The sequence below is a fragment of the Streptomyces virginiae genome, assembly GCF_041432505.1.
GTDB classification, from domain to species: Bacteria; Actinomycetota; Actinomycetes; order Streptomycetales; family Streptomycetaceae; genus Streptomyces; species Streptomyces virginiae_A.
Genome location: NZ_CP107871.1, coordinates 4,457,965 through 4,477,218, shown reverse-complemented (window position 1 = coordinate 4,477,218; position 19,254 = coordinate 4,457,965). Strand labels below are relative to the sequence as shown.

At 70.3% G+C, this 19,254-nt stretch carries 18 protein-coding genes; 8 read left to right on the top strand and 10 right to left on the bottom strand.

Translation table 11 applies throughout. The annotated features are described in order from the left end of the window. Nucleotides 1-22: 22 nt before the first annotated feature. The 10 genes from OG624_RS20880 to OG624_RS20835 are packed head-to-tail and all read right to left on the bottom strand — an operon-like array spanning nucleotide 23 to nucleotide 10,644. Nucleotides 23-1,285, bottom strand: a complete 1,263-nt coding sequence (locus OG624_RS20880; RefSeq protein ID WP_371639695.1) for an ATP-grasp domain-containing protein — start codon at nucleotides 1,283-1,285, stop codon at nucleotides 23-25. Between the two features lie 5 nt (nucleotides 1,286-1,290). Beyond that, nucleotides 1,291-1,794 (bottom strand): YbaK/EbsC family protein, encoded by a 504-nt coding sequence (locus tag OG624_RS20875; RefSeq protein ID WP_030714047.1) that lies wholly within the window; start codon nucleotides 1,792-1,794, stop codon nucleotides 1,291-1,293. After that, nucleotides 1,794-3,572 carry an ABC transporter substrate-binding protein gene (locus OG624_RS20870; protein ID WP_371639694.1) on the bottom strand — a complete coding sequence of 593 codons (1,779 nt, stop codon included), beginning with the start codon at nucleotides 3,570-3,572 and terminating at the stop codon, nucleotides 1,794-1,796. The genes OG624_RS20875 and OG624_RS20870 overlap by 1 nt, the downstream gene beginning before the upstream one ends. After that, nucleotides 3,569-3,904, bottom strand: coding sequence for a hypothetical protein (locus OG624_RS20865; RefSeq protein ID WP_033214899.1), 336 nt, complete (start codon nucleotides 3,902-3,904; stop codon nucleotides 3,569-3,571). The genes OG624_RS20870 and OG624_RS20865 overlap by 4 nt, the downstream gene beginning before the upstream one ends. After that, nucleotides 3,901-4,725, bottom strand: a complete 825-nt coding sequence (gene ddaH / locus OG624_RS20860; RefSeq protein ID WP_371593104.1) for a dimethylargininase — start codon at nucleotides 4,723-4,725, stop codon at nucleotides 3,901-3,903. The genes OG624_RS20865 and ddaH (OG624_RS20860) overlap by 4 nt, the downstream gene beginning before the upstream one ends. Beyond that, nucleotides 4,718-5,971 (bottom strand): ATP-grasp domain-containing protein, encoded by a 1,254-nt coding sequence (locus tag OG624_RS20855; protein WP_033214902.1) that lies wholly within the window; start codon nucleotides 5,969-5,971, stop codon nucleotides 4,718-4,720. Before OG624_RS20855 ends, ddaH (OG624_RS20860) begins: the two co-directional genes overlap by 8 nt. Before the next feature lie 15 nt (nucleotides 5,972-5,986). Continuing rightward, entirely contained in the window at nucleotides 5,987-7,279 is a 1,293-nt protein-coding gene (locus tag OG624_RS20850; protein WP_051762422.1) for an MFS transporter, read from the bottom strand. A 15-nt stretch (nucleotides 7,280-7,294) separates the two neighbouring features. Further along, a complete protein-coding gene (locus OG624_RS20845) occupies nucleotides 7,295-8,914 on the bottom strand; it encodes a class I tRNA ligase family protein (RefSeq protein ID WP_033214904.1) in 1,620 nt (539 codons plus the stop codon). After that, nucleotides 8,911-9,279, bottom strand: coding sequence for a cupin domain-containing protein (locus OG624_RS20840; protein WP_030714028.1), 369 nt, complete (start codon nucleotides 9,277-9,279; stop codon nucleotides 8,911-8,913). The genes OG624_RS20845 and OG624_RS20840 overlap by 4 nt, the downstream gene beginning before the upstream one ends. A gap of 54 nt (nucleotides 9,280-9,333) precedes the next feature. Next, a complete protein-coding gene (locus OG624_RS20835) occupies nucleotides 9,334-10,644 on the bottom strand; it encodes a lysine N(6)-hydroxylase/L-ornithine N(5)-oxygenase family protein (protein WP_051762424.1) in 1,311 nt (436 codons plus the stop codon). Between the two features lie 318 nt (nucleotides 10,645-10,962). Here OG624_RS20835 and ddaH (OG624_RS20830) point away from each other — a divergent pair, with 318 nt between their 5' ends. The 8 genes from ddaH (OG624_RS20830) to OG624_RS20795 all read left to right on the top strand — a co-directional run bounded on the left by ddaH (OG624_RS20830) (nucleotide 10,963) and on the right by OG624_RS20795 (nucleotide 19,207). Beyond that, nucleotides 10,963-11,829, top strand: a complete 867-nt coding sequence (gene ddaH, locus OG624_RS20830; RefSeq protein WP_033214906.1) for a dimethylargininase — start codon at nucleotides 10,963-10,965, stop codon at nucleotides 11,827-11,829. A gap of 107 nt (nucleotides 11,830-11,936) precedes the next feature. Continuing rightward, nucleotides 11,937-12,491, top strand: a complete 555-nt coding sequence (locus OG624_RS20825) for a methylated-DNA--[protein]-cysteine S-methyltransferase (RefSeq protein ID WP_051762426.1) — start codon at nucleotides 11,937-11,939, stop codon at nucleotides 12,489-12,491. Nucleotides 12,492-12,532: 41 nt separating this feature from the next. After that, nucleotides 12,533-13,288 (top strand): 2OG-Fe(II) oxygenase, encoded by a 756-nt coding sequence (locus OG624_RS20820; RefSeq protein WP_349252265.1) that lies wholly within the window; start codon nucleotides 12,533-12,535, stop codon nucleotides 13,286-13,288. A gap of 324 nt (nucleotides 13,289-13,612) precedes the next feature. After that, nucleotides 13,613-14,698 carry a 50S ribosomal protein L11 methyltransferase gene (locus OG624_RS20815; protein WP_078908984.1) on the top strand — a complete coding sequence of 362 codons (1,086 nt, stop codon included), beginning with the start codon at nucleotides 13,613-13,615 and terminating at the stop codon, nucleotides 14,696-14,698. Nucleotides 14,699-14,769: 71 nt separating this feature from the next. Beyond that, nucleotides 14,770-16,185, top strand: a complete 1,416-nt coding sequence (locus OG624_RS20810) for an iron-containing redox enzyme family protein (protein ID WP_033214908.1) — start codon at nucleotides 14,770-14,772, stop codon at nucleotides 16,183-16,185. Then, entirely contained in the window at nucleotides 16,176-16,550 is a 375-nt protein-coding gene (locus OG624_RS20805) for a Rieske 2Fe-2S domain-containing protein (RefSeq protein ID WP_078908961.1), read from the top strand. The genes OG624_RS20810 and OG624_RS20805 overlap by 10 nt, the downstream gene beginning before the upstream one ends. 123 nt (nucleotides 16,551-16,673) lie before the next feature. After that, nucleotides 16,674-17,924: an ATP-grasp domain-containing protein gene (locus OG624_RS20800; RefSeq protein ID WP_033214913.1), complete on the top strand. Its 1,251-nt coding sequence runs from the start codon at nucleotides 16,674-16,676 to the stop codon at nucleotides 17,922-17,924. Next, complete coding sequence (locus OG624_RS20795) at nucleotides 17,921-19,207, top strand: MDR family MFS transporter (protein WP_033214915.1); 1,287 nt, start codon at nucleotides 17,921-17,923, stop codon at nucleotides 19,205-19,207. The genes OG624_RS20800 and OG624_RS20795 overlap by 4 nt, the downstream gene beginning before the upstream one ends. The last annotated feature ends 47 nt before the right edge of the window (nucleotides 19,208-19,254 follow it).

Genomic DNA, 19,254 nt, shown 5'->3' with positions numbered 1-19,254 from the left:
AGTTTTCGTTCGGGCCGACGGGTCAGCGCTCGAGGACGATCGTGGTCAGTGCGGCCGCCTTGGCGAGGGACTCCTCGCAGCTCAGGAAGGTGTCTCCGGCGCAGATCAGGTTGGCGTGGCGGCTGAGGTAGCCCTCCGGCGGCAGCAGCAGCCGCGCTCCGGGCGCCACCATCACGTTCGTCTCCAGCAGCCCCGGTACGTCCGAGGTCGCGGGTACGTCGACCGAGCGGACGATGCCGTTCTGCGGCGGGTACAGGAAGCGGATCCCCACGGTGCGGGACTCGGTCGGGTCCCACGTGGGGCGGACGCCCGCGGCCACGTCCGCGGCCAGTTCCCCGGGCTCCACGCCGGTGGCGAGGCTGCCGAGGTAGGGGATGAGGTCACCGCCGAGGCGGGCGTTCACCTCGATGATCACCGGGCCGCGGGTGGTGAGCTTCACCTCCGTGTGGGTGATCCCGTAGCCGATGCCCAGTTCCCGGTGGGCGGACCGCAGGACGCGCAGGAGCTCCTCGTCGGCGAGCAGCGGGTCGGTGGCGCTGACCACGTGCCCGGTCTCCTCGAAGTAGGGCGCGAGGCCCACTTCCTTGTGCGCGAGGAAGAGCGGGGTCCACTCCCCGTCGAAGACCACTCCGTCGATGCTGATCTCGGGGCCCATGACGCACTCCTCGACCAGCACCCCGCCCTCGTAGTCGCTGTTCCCGCCGCGGCTCGCGGCGTCGGCGACCTCGAAGGCGGCGCGGATGCCGGCCGCGTCGTCGACCCGGATGACGCCGATGCTCGCACCCATGCCACGGGGCTTGAGGACGACGGGGTAGCCGAAGGAGTCGGCCGTGGCGAGGGCGGTGTCGGCGTCGGTCACGTAGGCGAAGTGCGGCTGGGGAAGGCCCGCGGCGGTCAGCAGCTGCCGGGTGTTGTGCTTGTTGCGGCAGTTGTCGGCGCCCCGGGAGGTCAGGCCCGGCAGTCCGAGCCGCTCGGCTATGAGGGCGGTGGTCACCACGAGCGTCTCGTCGTAGCTGAACACGCCGACCACGCGGTGCTCGGCGGCCACCGCCTCGGCGGCCTTGATCAGGCCCTCCGTGTCGGGGACCAGGCGTTCGCGGTCCAGCAGTTCCACCGTGGTGGAGCCGCGTACGTACTCCTGCTGCCAGGTCGGGTCCGCGGCGTCCAGGATCCAGATCGGGCGGCGCCGGGCGGCGCCCGCGAGCAGGTACTCGCGGTAGGCCCGCTGTCCGCTGCCGACCAGGATCACCACGCCGTCATCGGTCGTGCGGTCGTCGTCCGTCATCTTCGTCACCTCGCGGAGTGGGTCAGGACCCGGTCGCCGGCCGTCGCGATCGCCGCGAGCTGCGGCTGGGCGATGGCCAGGTAGTCGGGGGTGGACAGGGCCACGGAGCGGTCCAGGCGGGCCGCGTTGAAGTAGATCTCTTCGGTGAGGATCAGGCCCTCGTCGACGACGAGGTGCAGATCGGGGTGGAAGCTGAGCGGCATCACCGTGCCGCAGACGCTGCCGGCCAGGCGCTCGGCGATCTCGGGGGTGGCGAAGGCCGTCCGCCCGCCGCCGAAGAGCGCGCCGACCGCCTCCAGGTCGACCTGCCGGTCGCCGGGAACCACCGCGAGGACGTACTTGCCGACCCGCTTGGTGATGCTCACGCGGACGACGATGCACTTGGCGGCCTGGTCCAGCGGGTGGCCGCGCAGGACGCTCGCCAGGTCGGTGCGGCCCTCGGCCGGATGGTCGATCAGCCGGTAGCGCGCCTGATTGCTGTCGAGGAGGCCGATGAGTCGCTGGTACATCAGAGCACCTCGCCGACGTAGTACCAGTCCTCGGGGTTGATCAGTCCGAAGGGGTTGATCGGAGCCACGCCCTTCAGGTCCTTGGCCACTTCCAACAGGCGGAAGGGGAAGTTGGGCATCCAGATGACCGGGACCTGCTGCGCGATGTGGTCCTGGTAGGCGTACAGGTCGGCGAGGTCGTCGCTGACCACGGTGCGGGCGATGAGCTCGTCCGCCTTGGGGTCGCTGTAGCTGCCGAAGTTCACCGAGGAGCCGGTCGAGTAGAGCGCCTCTCCGGTCGGGTAGAAGCCGGGGCCGTAACCCCAGCCGCCGTTCCAGTCGCTGAACTCCCACAGGCACGGGCTGTCGGGGCCCGGGGTGCAGGTGGTGTCCTCCAGGACCAGGACGCTCGCCTCGACCTCGGTCAGCACGATCTCGATGCCGGCCTCGGCGGCGTCGGCGGCGAACTTGCGCATGACCGCGGTCAGGGTCTCGTGTCCCTGGGCGTACCGCATCGAGAACCGCAGCGGGGTGCCGGTGGGGATGCCCTCGCCGGCCTCTCCTGGGCCGGTGCCCTCGCGGACGCAGAGCGCCGGGGTGGTGCTGGTGTCCCAGCCGTTCTCGGTCAGGAAGGCGCGGGCCGCCTCGACGTCGAAGGGGTACGGGTCCTCGTGCGCGGCGGGTGAGAGCAGCGGGCTGTCCGGCAGGGCCGGGATGGGCCCGGTGGTCGGGTAGCCGTAGCCCTTGTAGACGTCGCGGATGGCGCCCCGGGAGTCGAGGCAGGACTGCAGGGCCTGACGGAAGTAGAGCTGCTTGAAGATCTTTCCGGCAACGGTGGGGTTGTTGAAGTTGATCGGGAAGTAATGGATTTTGTAAGTGAGTTGGGGGACGAGGTCGTAGTGCTCGACGAGCGGGTTGGGCCCGCCGACCAGCGGGTCCTCGGCCGGCTCGGTGACCTCGTCGAAGGGCAGGAAGCCGATCTGCACGCCGTCTTGGGCCTCGGGGCCGCGGCGGAGCATCTCGTACTGCTCGGTGTCCGAGCCGGTGGGCACCAGCCGGAACTCGTCCAGGTAGGGCTTGTTGGGGCCGCCGTAGCTCTCGTTGGGCACCAGGACGCATTCGCCCGAGGTGCCGTCGATCGTGTAACTGCTCAGCTTCCAGGGGCCGTTGACCACGCTCCAGACGGGGCTGGTGTCCCAGCTCTTGCGCTCGTCGTTGCAGGCCCGCAGGTAGGCGTAGACCGCGGAGGCCTGCGCGGGGTCGTGGGTGGCGTCGGCCGGCCGGTCGTCGGCGGTGCGGTCCCAGGCCTTCGGCAGCGGGGTGATGGTGCTGAACTGGTTCATCAGCACCCAGTTGTGCGAGTAGGCGCGGTCGAAGGTGAAGCTGACCCGGTCCTCGGCGACCTTCTCGTAGCCGGTCAGGTTGTCCGGGAAGAAGCCAGGCGTGTAGCCGCCGAAGCTGTCCTTCTCGGCCTCCAGGAGGTGCATCCACAGCATCACGTTGTCGGCGTCGACGCTCTCGCCGTTCGACCACTTGTAGGGCTTGATCGTGATCGTCGCCGTGCGGCCGTCCTCGCTCCACTCGGGGGGCTCGGCGAGGCTGCGCTCGTAGTCCACCGTGGGCTGGCCGCCGGTGCCGTACCAGTACAGCGGGCGGTACATCAGCGTCTGGAACTCGTGCAGGTTGGCCACCCCGTAGTACTCGCCCGGGGTGAAGGGGAAGATGAAGACCGGGCTGAAGCCGCTGGTGCAGGCCCAGGTCACGCTGCCCCCGCGGAGCGGGGTGGTGGGCGGGGTCATGTCGGTACCTCCTCCAGTGCGGATATGCCGCTGTCCGCGTGGGCTCCGTAGCGCTCCCAGCGCTCGTTGAGCCGGATCCGTCCGTCGTCCAGGAACTCGGGGGTGCTCCAGCATCGCCCGGCGACCACCTCGCCGTCGGCGAGGACCATCGTGTAGGCGAACTCCAGGTTCCCGTCGGGCTCCACGCGCCCGTTGAGCGAGCCCCTGCGGACCTCTCCTCCGTCGAAGTCGGCCCAGAGCAGGTCGCCGTCCTGGCGGTAGTGGCCGACGGGGGCGTCCTCGCCCGCCGGGTAACCGGTGTTGCGGAAACTTCTGCCGTCGTAATCGATCACGGGCGTCGTATCTCCTGAGTGATGCATTTGACCGCGCCACCGGCCTTCAGCAGCTCGGACATGTCCACGGGGTGCGGCTCGAATCCGCGCTCGCGCAACTCCTCGATCAGATGGGTGGCGGTCTCCGTGACCACCACGTTCAGTCCGTCGCTCACCGCGTTCAGGCCGAAGGCATCGGCGTCCTGGCGGGTGGCGAGGATCGCGTCCGGGTAGAGCTCCCGCAGCACCTCCTGGCTCTCCTCGGAGAAGGCGGCCGGGTAGTACGCCACCAGGTCCTCGTCGAGGACGAACAGCGCGGTGTCCAGGTGGTAGAAGCGGGGGTCGGTCAGGGTCAGGCCGACCACCGGCAGGCCGAAGAACTCGGCGAGCTCCTCGTGCGCTCCGGGGTCGCTACGGAATCCCGCGCCGGCCAGGATCCGCCGGCCGGCCGGGGCGAAGTCGCCCTCGCCCTCGTTGACGTACCGCGGGAGGTGGATGTCGGTGTAGCCGCGGGCCTCGAACCAGGCCCGGTGGGCGTCGGCCTCGGCCGCCCGCTCCTGGTGGCGGAACTTCGCGAGCAGCACCTTGCCGTCGACCACGGTGGCCCCGTTGGCGGAGAACACCATGTCCGGCAGGCCCGGGACCGGGTCGATGAAGGAGACCTCGTGTCCGAAGGAGAGGTACAGGTCCCGGATCCGCTCCCACTGGGCCAGCGCCAGGTCGGCGTCCATCGGCTTCTCGGGATTCATCCACGGGTTGATCGCGTAGGTCACCTCGAAGTGGGTCGGCCGGCACATCAGGTAGTGCCGCTCGGTGGCCGTACGCCGCGGGGCCTCAGCCATGCTCCGGCCTCATCTCGGTGCTGATGCGGCCGGCCGCGACGTGCGCGGTGGTGAGGGCCTCCGTCAAAGAGGTGCCGGTGGCGCCGATGAAGCCGAGGATGTTGTTGCCCGCCGGGGGGCGCTTGATGACGGTCCCCGCCGTGGCGGTGATCTTCAGGAAGAACAACGCCGGGTCCTCGGCGACCTCGGTCGGCACCTCGATGGACTCCACCGTGCCCGCGCCGCTGATCAGGCACATCGCCGCGGTGTGCACACCGGTCGGCGCGTAGTGCGAGACGTCGGGCCGCAGGCCGCGGGCCACGTCCGCCACGCACCGGATGGGGTCGTGGCCGGCGCTGATCCGCGCCATGTGGTCGAGCCCGCCGCCGCCGGGGCGGATCGCGATCTCCAGGATGAAGGGCTTGCCCTGGTGGAAGCGGACCTCGGCGTGCAGCACGGACCGGCGCAGTCCTTGGGCGTGGGCCGCGTCCCGGACCACCTCGTGGACCGCGGCGATCTGCTCGGGGGTCAGGGAGCTCGGGGCGTGGTGGACGTCGTCGTCGAAGGTGCCACTCTCGACGGTGATCCGGTCCACGATGGAGCCGAGGTACACCTCGTCGTCCCAGGCCAGCGCCTCGATGAGGTGCTCGTGACCGTCGAGGTAGCCCTCGACGATGATCCCGTTCGGGCCGAGGTCCAGGCCGTCGGCCTCCATCAGGGCCCAGGTCATGGTCTCGATGCCGGAGGTGGCGTCCGCGAAGCGGGCCCGCATCTCCTCGGGGTCGTCGACCTTGAACACGAAGTTGCTGGCGGCGCCCAGGGTGGGCTTGAGGATCAGCGGGTAGCCGAGCGCCTCACCGGCCGCGAGGGCGGCCTCGACGTCCGGGGCGTACCGGAAGCCGGGGTGCGCCGCGTCGCCCCGCTCGTGGGCCTGGCGCATCAGCAGCTTGTTGCGGCTGGTCCGGGCGGCCTCGAAGCCGATGCTCGGCAGGCCGAGCGCCTCGGCGACGACCGCCACCGTGACGACCCCGGACTCCGAGAAGGTCAGGACCCCCTCGAACTCCTCCTCCGCGTGCCAGATCTTGGCGGCGGTGACGATGTCCTCGATCTGCTTGGAGCCGGCGATCCGGTAGCGGTCGGCGTCCCAGAAGTCCTCCGTGCCTATGCCGTTGAGGACGTGGACCTCGGCCCCGAGGGCCTCGATCTGCTGGTAGCGCGAGATGTAGTAGGTGGCGTTCTGGCTTGCTTCGATCGCGAGCAGCTTCATCGGTCCCGACCCCCCTCAGACCTTGGCCGGGACGGGCTCGGCGGCCTCGGTGACCTCGGCGGCGGGCTCGGACACGGTCTCGGCGGCGGCAGCGGCCTCGGCGGCGGCGACCTCACGGTCGTGCTTGCGGAGCGAGATGACGGTGAGGGTGGAGATGACGACGACCAGGGCGGAGAGGGCGTAGAAGCCGTTCTTCACGTGGGTGGAGTCGACCAGGAGCGAGATCAGGACGACGGAGGCGGTGCCGGCGGCGAGGCCGAAGGCGTTGGTGGCGCCGAACACGAAGCCCGTCTTCTCCTCGGGTGCCGCGCTCATCAGGGCGGTACGGGCCGAGATGCGGGCCACGCAGAAGGCGATGGCGGCGAAGGGGATGACGGCCATCATGGCGTAGAGGTGGATGGACTCCATGGACAGCAGCACCGCGAAGGCGAGGTAGCCGATCAGGGCCGTCTTCAGCACGGTGGCCTTGGAGCTGATCTTCTTGAAGGCCCAGGCGGCGAACAGGGCGCCGATGCCGAACAGGGCGTCGACGATGCCGAGGTAGCCGGCGTTGGACTTGAAGCCCTCGATGACCAGGACCAGCATGATGCTGTTGCCGACGATGATGACGATGTTGCCGATGATGTAGAGCAGCGCCAGGCGGGCCAGCGGCGGACGGGCGGCGGACAGGCGGGCGGCGGCGGCCGACGCGGCCTTGGCCGCGGCCTCGGTGACGGCCTGGCCGGCCGGACGACGGCCGATGAAGAACAGCAGGACGGCGGAGAGCAGGAACGTGATCGCGTTGAAGTAGAAGAGCGACGTGGTGCCGACCCAGACGATCACCCAGCCGCCGAGGGCCGCCGAGGCGAGCGTGCCGGCCTGGATGGCGATCTCGGCGTTGCCGTTGAACTGGGCGAGCCGCGACTCCGGGATGCGCTCCTTGATCAGGGCGTTGCTGGCCGGGAAGAACAGGGCCGCGGAGATCGACAGGACGAAGCTGGCGACGTAGCTGACGGTCGAGGGGTTACCGCCGAGGGCCAGCCAGATCGGCAGGGCGATCGCGGCGACCGCGCTGGCCAGGTCCGAGATCATCGCCAGGGTGCGGCGGTCGAAGCGGTCGGCGAGCTTGCCGAAGAAGAGGGACAGCGCCACCTGCGGGATGGTGACGGCGATCATCAGCCAGCTGACCGCCAGCATGGTGTTGGCCTCGGTGAAGACCAGGTACGAGGCGGCGGTGAGCTGGATCCCGTTGCCCAGGTTGGTGATGAAGGTCGCGGGGATGAGCAGTCGTTCTGCCCGATTGGGACGGGGCGGGGCGATCGTGGACACAGTGCTCCTCGGAGGTCAGGCTCGGGTGACGGCCGGCTCGGCCAGGGGCGCGAAGGCCCCGACCGCGGTCGACAGGAGGGGGAGTCGCAGCGGGGCGACGGGGTCGGTGGGGAAGGCTCCCGCCGGCAGGCTCAGATCGGCGCCGGCCCGCTCGGCCCGGGCCGCGAGGTCGACGAGCAGCGGAGCGGCGCACGCGGTCAGCGTCCGGACGGCGAGGACCAGGTCACCGAGGTCGCTCGGGACGCCCGGCGTCACCCGGTCCGCCTGCGCGAGCAACCGGTCGAGGTGCACGACGATCAGGTCCGCGGCCCGGTGGAGGCTGAAGCTCTCCAGCTCGTAGTGGGAGCGGAACCGCTCGACGACGATCCCCGCCTCCCGGGCACCGGTCTCGGAGACCGGCAGCGGCGCGTCCGCCGGAACCGCGGCGAGCAGCTCCTCCAGCCGGCCCGCGAGGTGGTTCCACGGATCGACGAGCCGGGAGCTCGACAGGGTCTCGAGCGCCTCCCGGCTGAAGTTCGTCCGGGAGTGCTCCGGCGCGGTGAGCGCCAGGTAGAAGCGCACCAGGTCGCGGGGTACCTCGGCCACCAGATCGGCGGCCCAGACCACGTGACCTTTGCTTGTGGAGAACTTCTGGTTCTCCAGTTCGTAGAACTCGTTCGACACGATGGCGTGCGGCTCGACGTACCGGTCCCCGTGCGCCATCAGCAGGGCCAGGTGCGTCATTCCCCAGAAGTAGACGTTGTCGAATCCGAGGAAGTACACGAGGTCGATGCCGTGCTCGGACAGCCAGTGCTCGTCGAAGCGGTCGGTGTGCTCACCGAGTTGCTCCGCCGCGTACCAGGTGCAGTACATCGAGGCGGCCATGCCCTCGGCCCAGGCGTTGAGGACCTGGCCCGGCGTCTCGGTGAAGGGCGCCGGGATGCCCCACGCGGTCGGGTAGGTGATCGGGAAGTCCGGCAGCGGCCGGTCCAGCGCCTCCCGGACGAGCTGCGCGGTGTGCGGGCGCAGGACGTCGCGGTGCCGGACGTAGTAGTCGGCGAGCCGGTCGCGGTACTCCTCCATCGGCAGTACGAGGATCTGCGCCTCGCGGTGCGTGACCACGGCGTCCGCGTCGACGGTGGAGCGCGGGCGCAGCAGCTCGTCGAAGTTGTTGGGGTGGCCGCAGGACTCGCACAGTCCGCCGCGGCTCTCCACGAGGCACACCGGGCAGTCGCCGGCGACCAGGCCCTCCATCAGGTACTCGCCGGTGGCCTCGACGTACGGCAGCCGCACCGTCCTGAGTCGGAACGCGCCCTCGCTGTGGAGGTCGGTGACGAAGTCGATGACGGTCTGGCGGTAGCCCTTGTCGAAGGGGGCGAAGCCGTCGACGGAGACGCCGGCCGCCTCCAGGGTGGCGCGGATCTGCGTGGCGGAGCGCAGGGCCAGCTCCTCCGGGGTCAGCCCGGCACGGGCGGCACTGGCCACCACGTAGGTCTGGCTGTCGTCGGTGCCGCTGGTGAAGATCACCGGCCGGTCCGACGCCCGCAGGTAGCGTGCGTACACGTCGCCCGCGAGGTACGGGCCCGCGAGGTGCCCGGTGTGCAGGTCCCCGTTGGGGGTCGGCGGCGGCGCGATGATGACCGTACGGCGTGTCATGCCTGGGCTCCTTCGTGGCGAGCTGCGAACCGCTGTGTCATGTCGAGGTCCCACCAGACGCTGTACATCTCGAAGTCCTCGTCGGACTCGTTGATCACCCGGTGGTCGGAGCCCGGGGTGAAGTGCACGATGTCCCCGGTCGTGAAGGGCTTGCGGACGCCCTGGGACTCCAGGACGGCGGTGCCGGCGACGGCGATGAAGATCTCGTACTCGTGGTGGGCGTGGGCCGTCGATGCGGTGCCGGGCCGGATCACGCACCAGGAGCCCTCGAAGGGGGCGTTGAGCTCGGGCCAGGGCAGCAGCCGCTGCGCGTCGAGGCCGTTCTCGTGCGTCAGTCCTTCACGGTCGAGTGGCTGGGTGAGCATGTGCTTCGGTCTCTCCTCGTCGGACGGGTACGGCTCGTGAGGGGTGCGCGGGTCTCAGACAGCGCCGGCGAAGGCGAGTTCCCGCGGGGCCGGGACCTCCGCGGATCGGGCCCGGCGGTGCGCCAGGATGTCCTGGGTGATCTCGGCGGAGCGGCCCGCGAGCACGCTGAGCAGCGAGTCGGCGATGCCGTGGGTGGCCTCGTTGACGCCTTGCAGGTAGCAGGCGGCGGTCGCGGGACGGCCGAGGTCGAGCCGGTAGTTGCGGCTCACGTTGATCTCCTCGACACCGATCGACTCCGCGAGGGCCTTGACCGCCCACGGCATCTCGCGGACGAAGCCGGTGCCCAGGAGCACCAGGTCCGTGCGCATCTCGCGCTCGGCTCCCGACTTGCGGTCGACGAGGGTCAGGACGACCTCGTCGCCGTCCATGCGGGCGCCGCTCACGTCCGTCATGGGGTGCATGCCCAGGCGCTCCTGGCCGGAGCGACGGTCCTGGTAGAACTGCCGGTACAGGCCGTCCAGGGTGGCCGGGGAGAGACCGCCGTAGTTGGAGCGGTACATCTCGCCGAGGAGCTGCTGGCGCGCCTCGGGCGAGGATCCGTAGAACTCGTCGATGAAGGACGTGTAGTAGAGCTCGTTGGTGAACTTGCTGCTCTCGTAGCCGTTCAGACCGATCGAGCGCATGATCATCGTCGGCTTGCACTCGGGCAGGTCCCGCAGCGCGGCGCCGAACAGCTCGGCCGCGCTCTGCGCGCCGCCGATCACCGCGACGCGGTGCGGCAGGTCGGCCCGCACATCGGCGATGCGCTGCGTGTACTGGGTGCTGTGGATGACGCGCTCGGCCGGCAGACCGTCGAACACGGCGGGGACGTGGGCGTCGCGGCCCGCGCCGATCACGAGGTAACGGCAACCGATGGTGTCGCCGTCGGCCAGGGTGACCAGCCAGCCGGCCAGCTCACCGTCGTCGCCCGTCACCGCCTCGACGCCGGCGCATTCGCGGCCGTATTCGACCTGCACCGTCTCGAGTTCGTCGGCGACCCACTGCAGATATTCGGATATCTCGCTGCGGTAGGGAACGAAACTCGCGAGGTTGACGAAAGCGTCGAGACGTTTCTGCGAGTGAAGGAAATTGACGAAGGAGAATCTGCTGGTCGGATTGCGCATGGTGACCAGGTCCTTGAGGAAGGACACCTGGCTGAGCGCGTCGGGCAGCAGCATGCCTCGCTGCCACACGATGTCCTGCTCGCGCTCGATCAGCAGGGTGTCACCGGCCAGCTCGGGTGCGAGCTCCTCGACGGCGACCGCCAGCGCCAGGTTCGCCGGGCCTGCGCCGACTGCGAGCAGTTCGACATTGCGATGCGCCATGGAAGTACCTCCAGATGGAACAGGTGGACAGGTTCGTACGGTCAGGCAGGACGGTTCGCGTCCTTGCGTTGCCTCCCGGGTGATGACCACATTCCATGGCCCCGTCCGATTGCCCGGAAGCCGTCCCGGCCACGGACAATCAACTCGGCGGCGGCCCTCGCGGGCGGGTTGATTGGCCGGTACCACCGATTACTTCCGGTCAATGCGGAGCCCCATTTCCATGGGGGCACGTGATCAGTTGCGTCACACGTTTCCGGCTGGCCGAACCATCCCTCGGGCAGCCGGGCTTCCATCGGAACCCCATGAGAAGGAGCCCTCGTGCCGCTCACCGAGCCCATCACCCCTGCCGGCGCCCTCTACCGTGCCGAGAGCCCCACCCGGGTCGCCACGCGCCGACGTCTGCTGATGTGCCGACCCCGGCACTACGACGTCACCTACTCGATCAACCCGTGGATGAACCCGCAGCACGCCACGGACAACGCGCTCGCCGTCAGCCAGTGGGAGGGTCTGCGTGACCTGTACCTCGAACTCGGCCACGTGGTCGAGGAGATAGACCCCATCGAGGGCCTGCCCGACATGGTGTTCGCGGCCAACGGCGCCACCGTCGTCGACGGCAAGGTCTACGGGGCCCGCTTCCGGCACGCGGAGCGCACCGCCGAGGGACCGGCGTACCTGCGGTGGCTGGAGGGCCGCGGCTACACGGACTCCCTCTGGCCCGAGTTCGTCAACGAGGGCGAGGGCGACATCCTCACCGTCGGCCGCCGCCTCCTGGCCGGTACCGGCTTCCGCACCGACCCGCGTTCCCACTTGGAGGCGCAGGAGTTCTTCGGCCTCCCGGTCACCTCGCTGACCTTGGTGAACCCGGAGTACTACCACCTGGACACCGCGCTCTCCGTGCTGTCCGAGGACGAGGTCATGTACTACCCGGCCGCCTTCTCCCAGGGCAGTCAGGCCGTCCTGCGCGCGATGTTCCCCACCGCGATCCTGGCCACCGCCGAGGACGCGGCCGTCTTCGGCCTCAACGCCTTCTCGGACGGGCGCCACGTGCTCCTGCCGGCCGCGGCCACAGGTCTGCACGCCAAGCTGCGGGCGCGCGGCTTCGAGCCGATCGGGGTCGAGCTCTCGGAGCTGCTCAAGGCCGGTGGCAGCGTCAAGTGCTGCACGCTGGAACTGCGCGACCGCTGACCGCGCAACCCTTTCGGCGGCGACGGTGTTTCTACCGTCGCCGCACGGCCCCGGCGGTGGGCCGGGTCGTGACGAACGAAGATCATGACGAACGAAGGAGTCCCGCCATGCCGACCCCCGGTCCGCTCAGCGCCGCCACCGCCACGGTGGCGATCCATCCCACGGCCCTGGGCCCGCTCGTGCTGGCGGCGACGGACGACGCGCTCGTGCTGTGCTGCTACGGCACCACGGAAGCGGCCGAGGAGCGCCTGGGCCGGGGCGGACTGCGCCCGGCCGGACCGGGGGAGGCGGGCGCACCGGGACACAAGGTCCTGGACGAGGCCCGTGAGCAGATCGACGCCTATCTGGCCGGGACGCGCCGGGACTTCACCGTCGCGACGGACCTGCGGCTCGCCACCCCGTTCAGCCGGCGCACGAACCTGATGCTGGCCGAGTTCGTCCCGTACGGGAGCACCGCGACCTACGCGGACCTCGCCCGGGCGTTGGATCGGCCCGGCGCCGCGCGTGCCGTCGGCACGGCGCTGGGCGCGAATCCGCTGTGCGTGGTGCTGCCCTGCCACCGGATCATCGGCTCCACGGGCAGTCTCAGCGGCTACGCGGGAGGGCTGGAGGCCAAGCGCCATCTGCTCGCCCTCGAAGCCACGGCCTCGCCGGCCGCCTGAATCCGCCGTCCCCGCCGTCCCCGCCGCAGAAAGCAGAGCATGTGAGCGCGTACGAGCCGTCCCAGATCCCGGGCCTCGACGTACCCGGCCCGGTCTTCGCCCCACCCGCGCCCGGAGGCCTCGACTGGGCGCGGCTGACCGCGGAACTGAACACCGAGGGGGTGGCGGTGACCCCACCGCTGCTCTCGCCCGAGCAGTGCGCGGAGCTGCGGGAACTCTTCGACGACCCCACGGCCTTCCGCAGCACCGTGACCATGGCGCGGCACCGCTTCGGCGAGGGCCTCTACCGCTACTTCGCCTACCCTCTGCCCCCACTCGTCCAGGACCTGAGGGAACGGCTGTACCCGCCGCTCGCACAGATCGCCAACGAATGGGCCCGGCGGCTGGGGCAGCCGGCCTTCGCCCCCGACCACGAGGGACTGCTCGGGGCGTGCGCGACCGCCGGGCAGCAGCGCCCGACCCCGCTCCTGCTCCGGTACGGGCGCGGCGGCTACAACTGCCTGCACCAGGACGTCTACGGGGACCTGACCTTCCCGCTGCAGGTGGCGATCATGCTCGACCGCCCGGACGAGGACTTCACCGGTGGGGAGAGCGTGTTCGTCGAACAGCGCCCGCGCGCCCAGTCACGCCCGCTGGTCCGACGGCCGACCCAGGGCCAGGGCCTGATCTTCACGGTCGACCACCGCCCGGTGCGCTCGGTGCGCGGCTGGAGCCGGGTGACGCTGCGGCACGGCGTGAGCGCGGTCCTCAGCGGGGAGCGCCACGTGCTGGGCGTCATCTTCCACGACGCGCGCTAGGGAGGTGCCGTGTCGATCGGGGCGGGGTGATCGGCGCGGTGTTTTCCGGTCGGTCCCTATACCGGGAAGCGGCGGAATCAACCGGTCCGAGGACCCGGTTTCTGCCGCCTCGGTCCAGCGGACCGCCGCGGTACGCGGTTCTCGCGGGTCAGCGTCCCGTACGACGGGACCGCGCCCGGCAGAACCGCCGCTCGCGCTGAAGTTCCGCTGGAGTTCCGCACCATCGCGCTTCCGTACGGTCGCCTTGCGACGGAGCGCCGATCTTGACGAGCCGTCGTGCACCTCGGCTGATCGGGCGGTCCAACGTGAGGAGCGGTGGCGAACATGCAGCACGTCCAGGGCGCACAGGTCGCGACATCAGGGCACGATCCCGGACCCGACGGTCCGAGCCTGTCGCTCAACAGCTCTCAACACCGGCTCATCACCGCGTCCCTGCAATCGCTGGCGCAGGAGATGAACGACATCGCCGAGCAGGCGTCCGCGCTGCTCACGACACCCGCGGGCCGTCCGTCCACCGACTCCGAGGCCTTCGCCCGGATCGCCCGCAGAACGGTGCCCCGCTGGCACTTCGCGATGCTGAACGACACCGAGCGCAACGACGCCCTGGCCGGCGCCCTGGCTCGCGGCATCCCGTCCGGGGCGACCGTGCTGGACATCGGCTCGGGGAGCGGGCTGCTCGCCATGGCGGCGGCGCGGGCCGGCGCGGCCCGCGTGATCACGTGTGAGATGAATCCGCTGCTCGCGGAGGTGGCCCGGCAGGTCATCGACGCCCACGGCTACGGCGACGTCATCACGGTGATCGGCAAGCCGTCGACCTCGCTGGAGATCGGCCGTGACCTCGACGGCCCGGTGGACGTGCTCGTCTCGGAGATCGTCGACTGCGGACTCATCGGCGAAGGCCTGCTGCCGTCGATCCGGCACGCGCGCCGACACCTGCTGAAGCCCGACGGGATCATGTTCCCCTCCGCGGCCCGCATCCTCGGCCGTCTGGTCAGCAGCGAGGACATCCTGCGGCTCAACCAGGTCACGACGGCGAGCGGCTTCGACGTCTCGCTCATGAACACGTTGTCCACCCGCGGCCACCTCCCGGTGCGCCTGGGCACCTGGCCCCACCGGTTCCTCTCCGAGACGGCCACGGTCGTGGACTTCGACCTGGCCGAGGACCCCTTGGAACCGGGCGAGCGCCAGATCGACCTCACGGCGAGCACCGACGGCGAGGCGCACGCCCTGGTCGTCTGGTTCGAGCTGGACATGGCGGCCGGCACCACTCTCACCAACTCCCCCGAGAACACCCGCTCGCACTGGATGCAGGGCTGGGTCCCGCTGGAGAAGTCCGTCCCGGTGAAGGCGGGCGAGAGCGTCCCGCTCCGGCTCCGGTGGAGCGACTTCTCCCTCAGCGTGCACGTCTGACCCACACCGCCGGCGGGCCCACCCCGTACCGCCGGCCGTACCTCCTGCGCATCCGGACCAAGGAGAACGCAATGAGTCACGTACCGCAGCACGTCCCGTTCGAGCTCAGCGGCACCGCACTACGCGACGCGATCGTGCAGTACGCCACGAACCCGATCTTCCTCGACAACCTGGACTGGCAGAACGACGACAACCCCTACCGTCGCCAGCTGCGCCCGCAGGTCCTGCCGCACCTCGACTTCGACAAGGTGCCGGGCCGGGAGAACATCCTCGACTACACGAGCCTGGCCGTGCAGCGCCTGCTCACCTCGGTCTACGAGGCCGACCTGGTGTTCTTCCCCAAGTCGGGCCTGGAGGGCAAGGAGGAGGACTTCCGCGCGTTCTACAGTCCGGCCAACCGGGCGCTCGGGGAGCGAATACGGCCGGCGCTGGAGCGGTACGCCTTCGGTTTCCTCGACGACGAGGTCGAGACGTCCGGGAAGTGGACGAAGGCGAGCCTGGACAGTTACCTCGACTCGCTCGACATGGGTGGCGGCGAGGAGCTGTCCCCGATCGAGGCGGCCGTCACCGGCTCCACCGACCCCGAGCGCGCCGCCCGCATGTGGCTGGTGCAGTTCGCCCCCGACTTCCTCTCCGAGGCGTCGCCGATGATGCGCAACGTCCTCGGCTACTACGGGCCGGTCCAGTCCGAGTGGTTCAAGGTCGTCATCGACGAGTACGGCTACGGCGTGCACGACACCAAGCACAGCACCCTGTTCGAGCGGACCCTGGAGTCCGTCGGCCTGAAGTCCGACCTGCACCGGTACTGGCAGTACTACCTCAACAGCAGCCTGCTGCTGAACAACTACTTCCACTACCTGGGCAAGAACCACGAGCTGTTCTTCCGCTACGTCGGCGCCCTGTTCTACACCGAGAGCTCCCTGGTGGACTTCTGCCGGCGGGCCGACCGGCTGCTGCACGGCGTCTTCGGCGACTCCGTCGACACCACGTACTTCACCGAGCACGTGCACATCGACCAGCACCACGGCCGGATGGCGCGCGAGAAGATCATCGCGCCGCTCATCGAGGCGCACGGCGAGGGGATCATCCCCGAGATCGTCCGCGGCATCGAGGAGTACCGGGTGCTCCTGGAGGTCGCCGACAAGGACTTCGTCGCGCAGATCTCCTGGATGGACGATCAGCCGGAGCTCAAGAAGCTGCACGGTCCCGTCTACGAGGCCATCAAGGAGGGCCGGGTCCAGGCGCCGGTGGCGCACCTGGTCGAGCCCTTCAACGAGCTCTCCAACACGCACTGCCACGAGGGCGACGAGCTCTGCCACATCGTCTCCGGAACCATGCGCTTCGAGAGCGGGCTCGGCTCCTCGCTGACGTTGGAGGCGGGAGAGGGGGTCGTCATCCGGCGCAACCGGCTGCACGGCGCCGACATTCTGTCCGAGGAGTGTGTCTACGAGATCCACTCGGTGGGGGATTACCGCAAATGCCTGTAGTGAGCTTCCCTGTCGCGGGGCGGGAGAACTGCGTGGTCGTCTCCGGGACGGCCTACGTCTACGCCACGGTCGACGGCCGCGGCTTCGTGATGAACGCCCAGTGCCCCCACCGCGGCGGCCCGCTCCACCTGGCCGGTGTGACACCGGACGCCGGCCGGCTGATCTGCCCCTGGCACGACCGCAAGACGTCCGCGGCGCGGCTGCGCAACGAGATCCCGGCCGTGCGGACCGGGAACCGGGTCACGGCGGTCTTCCCCGACCGTCCCGCCCGCGCCGCGACGGCCCCGGCCGATGTATGCGGCCGCACCAGCCGTGAGTACCGGCCATTGTCGGCCGAACTCGCCCGCCCGGGTGCGGCGGTCTGATCCCATCCCGTTGCACCCGGCGTCGGACATCCGGCGCCGGGTGCAACGGCCTGCACCGACCCGGTGTTCTACAGGTGGCGGCGCACCGGCCGAAGGCATCACGACGAACGAGGAGTGTGGACCATGGCGTGGGACGGCGAGAAGCCGCTTCTGCTGCTGATCGGAAGCAGCGGTCAGCGCAGCAGGGAGTTCATTCTGCGGACGGTGAGCACGCGTTACGCGTTATGGCTCCTCCAGCCGGCACCGGTGAGCTGGGAAGAGCCGTACGTCGTGGGCTCCACGGTCGTGGACAACACCGACCCGGACGCGCTGACGGCGGCCGCCCGGCAGGTGGCCGCCGCGCACGAGGTGGCCGGTGTGTTCTGCTACGACGAGGGGCTCGTCACCCCCGCCGCGCACGCGGCCCGGGCGCTCGGGCTGCCGGGCAACTCCCCCGAGTCCGTCATCGCCTGCCGGGACAAGGCCGCCACGCGGGCCGCGCTGGAGACGGCCCGGGTGCCCCAGCCGGCCTCGATCGGGGTCCGGTCCCTGGCCGAGGCCCGGGCGGCGGCGGAGAAGATCGGCTTCCCCGTCGTGCTGAAGCCGCGCGGGCTGGCCGGCGGGATGGGCGTGCGCAAGGCCGACGGCCCCGAGGACGTGGAGAGCGCCTACCGGGCGGCGTCCGGCGCCTCCTACCCCGGTGTTCCCGTCTTCGACGTGTCGGTGCTCGTCGAGGAGTTCGCCGACGGCCCGGAGATCAGCGTCGACGCGGTCTTCTTCGACGGGGAGTGCGTGCCGCTCGTCGTCGCCCGCAAGCAGGTCGGCCTGGCGCCCTTCTTCGAGGAGACGGGCCACGAGGTCGACGGCGCCGACCCGCTGCTGACCGATCCCGAGCTGTTGCAGGCGCTGCGGGACGCGCACGCCGCCCTGGACTTCCACACCGGCGTCAGCCACACCGAGTTCCGCATCACCGCCGGCGGACTGCGCCTGATGGAGGTCAACGCCCGCCTCGGCGGCGACATGATCCCCTACCTCGGGGAGCTGGCCACCGGCATCGACGTCGCGATGGCGGCGGCGGACACGGCGGCGGGGGTCCGCCCGGACACCGAGGTACACCACCGCAAGGCCGCGGCCATAGCCTTCCTGTACCCGGACGAGGACATCGAGATCGATGCCGTGACCGTCCACGAGGACCGTTTCCCGGCCGATGTCCACAGCGCCGACGCGATGGCGGGTCCCGGCGCGGTGCTGCGTCTGCCGCCGCGCGGCTACATCTCCCGCTACGCCCGCGTGATCGCCCTCGCCGACTCGGTCGAGCAGGCCCGCGCCGCCCTGCTGACCGCCCCCGAGATCGTGGAGCTCGACTCCCGCCCGGCGGAGGTACCCGCTCCGTGACGAACACCGGACACGACTCCCCGGAGGGCCGCAAGGCCGCCCGGCCGTCCGTCGTACAGACCCTGCGCGGGATCCCGGGACCGATCTGGCTGGTCCTGGTCGGCATGCTGATCAACCGGCTGGGCAATTTCCTCCAGATCTACCTGGTGCTCTACCTCACCGACAAGGGCTTCAGCACGTCCGCGGCCGCCTTCGCCCTCGGTGCGTACGGAGTGGGCTCGGTCGTCGGCGTCCTGGCGGGCGGCTCGATCTCGGACCGGGTCGGCTACGCGTGGACCATCGTCGGCTCCATGGCGCTGGCCGGCCTGCTCACCCTCAGCCTGGTCTTCCTCGACAGCCTGCCCGTGGTGATCACGGTGGCCGCGGTGATCGGCATCGCCGCCCAGGCCTACCGGCCCGCCTCCTCGGCGCTGCTGGTGGAGGCCACCCCCGAGGAACACCACGTCATGGTGTTCGCGGTCTACCGCATGGCGTTCAACCTCGGCACCACCGCGGGCCCGCTCCTCGGCGCCCTGCTGATCAGCTACTCGTACAACCTGATGTTCTACATCGACGCGGTGACGTCGGTGGGCTTCGCCCTCTTCGCCCTGGTCCTCGTCCGCACGGGAACGACCACCGGTCCCGGCGCCCGGGACCCGCAGGCCGACGGCGCCTCGTACCTGGCCGTACTCCGCGACCGTCGCTACCTGCTGTTCCTGCTGGCGCTGTTCCTCAACGCCGTCGTCTACATCCAGCACACCTCCGCGCTGCCGCTCCAGCTCAAGGCCGACGGCCACGGACCGACCTTCTACTCCGCCCTGCTCTCGCTGAACGCGGCCATGGTCATCTGCCTGGAGCTGCTGTTCACCAAGTACGTGCAGCACCTCCCCGGACGGATCGCCGTCGCGCTGGGCGTCGGCCTGGTCGGCGTCGGCATGAACCTCTACGTGGCCGGTCCCGGCATGGCCATGTTCGTGATCGCGACCGTCGTCTGGACGGTCGGCGAGATGATCGGTACCCCGACCGCCTCCGCCTGGCCCGGCAAGGTCGCCCCCGCGCACCTGCGGGGCCGCTACATCGCCGCCTCCGCCTTCCCGATGCAGATCGGCTACGCGGTCGGCCCGGTGATCGGCATCGCCGCGTGGCAGGCCTCGGCCGCCTCCGTGTGGTGGCTGTGCGGAGCACTGACCGCCGTCGCCGTCCTCGTCACCCTGATCGGCATGGCCGAGCCCCGCGCCGACAAGCCGCGGCCGGCCGCGGACAGCGAACCGTCGGCCGCGCCGGCGCCCGCCGAAACACCCTGAGCCCCCCTCCCCCGTGCCGCGGTCGCCCGGCACGCCGTGATCCGGAA

Excerpts from the sequence above, each read along its gene's own strand:
- OG624_RS20880 (WP_371639695.1), bottom strand. The coding sequence starts at position 1,285 with ATGACGGACGACGACCGCACGACCGATGACGGCGTGGTGATCCTGGTC.
- OG624_RS20875 (WP_030714047.1), bottom strand. The coding sequence starts at position 1,794 with ATGTACCAGCGACTCATCGGCCTCCTCGACAGCAATCAGGCGCGCTAC.
- OG624_RS20870 (WP_371639694.1), bottom strand. The coding sequence starts at position 3,572 with ATGACCCCGCCCACCACCCCGCTCCGCGGGGGCAGCGTGACCTGGGCC.
- ddaH (WP_371593104.1), bottom strand. The coding sequence starts at position 4,725 with ATGGCTGAGGCCCCGCGGCGTACGGCCACCGAGCGGCACTACCTGATG.
- OG624_RS20855 (WP_033214902.1), bottom strand. The coding sequence starts at position 5,971 with ATGAAGCTGCTCGCGATCGAAGCAAGCCAGAACGCCACCTACTACATC.
- OG624_RS20845 (WP_033214904.1), bottom strand. The coding sequence starts at position 8,914 with ATGACACGCCGTACGGTCATCATCGCGCCGCCGCCGACCCCCAACGGG.
- OG624_RS20840 (WP_030714028.1), bottom strand. The coding sequence starts at position 9,279 with ATGCTCACCCAGCCACTCGACCGTGAAGGACTGACGCACGAGAACGGC.
- OG624_RS20835 (WP_051762424.1), bottom strand. The coding sequence starts at position 10,644 with ATGGCGCATCGCAATGTCGAACTGCTCGCAGTCGGCGCAGGCCCGGCG.
- OG624_RS20825 (WP_051762426.1), top strand. The coding sequence starts at position 11,937 with ATGCCGACCCCCGGTCCGCTCAGCGCCGCCACCGCCACGGTGGCGATC.
- OG624_RS20815 (WP_078908984.1), top strand. The coding sequence starts at position 13,613 with ATGCAGCACGTCCAGGGCGCACAGGTCGCGACATCAGGGCACGATCCC.
- OG624_RS20810 (WP_033214908.1), top strand. The coding sequence starts at position 14,770 with ATGAGTCACGTACCGCAGCACGTCCCGTTCGAGCTCAGCGGCACCGCA.
- OG624_RS20805 (WP_078908961.1), top strand. The coding sequence starts at position 16,176 with ATGCCTGTAGTGAGCTTCCCTGTCGCGGGGCGGGAGAACTGCGTGGTC.
- OG624_RS20800 (WP_033214913.1), top strand. The coding sequence starts at position 16,674 with ATGGCGTGGGACGGCGAGAAGCCGCTTCTGCTGCTGATCGGAAGCAGC.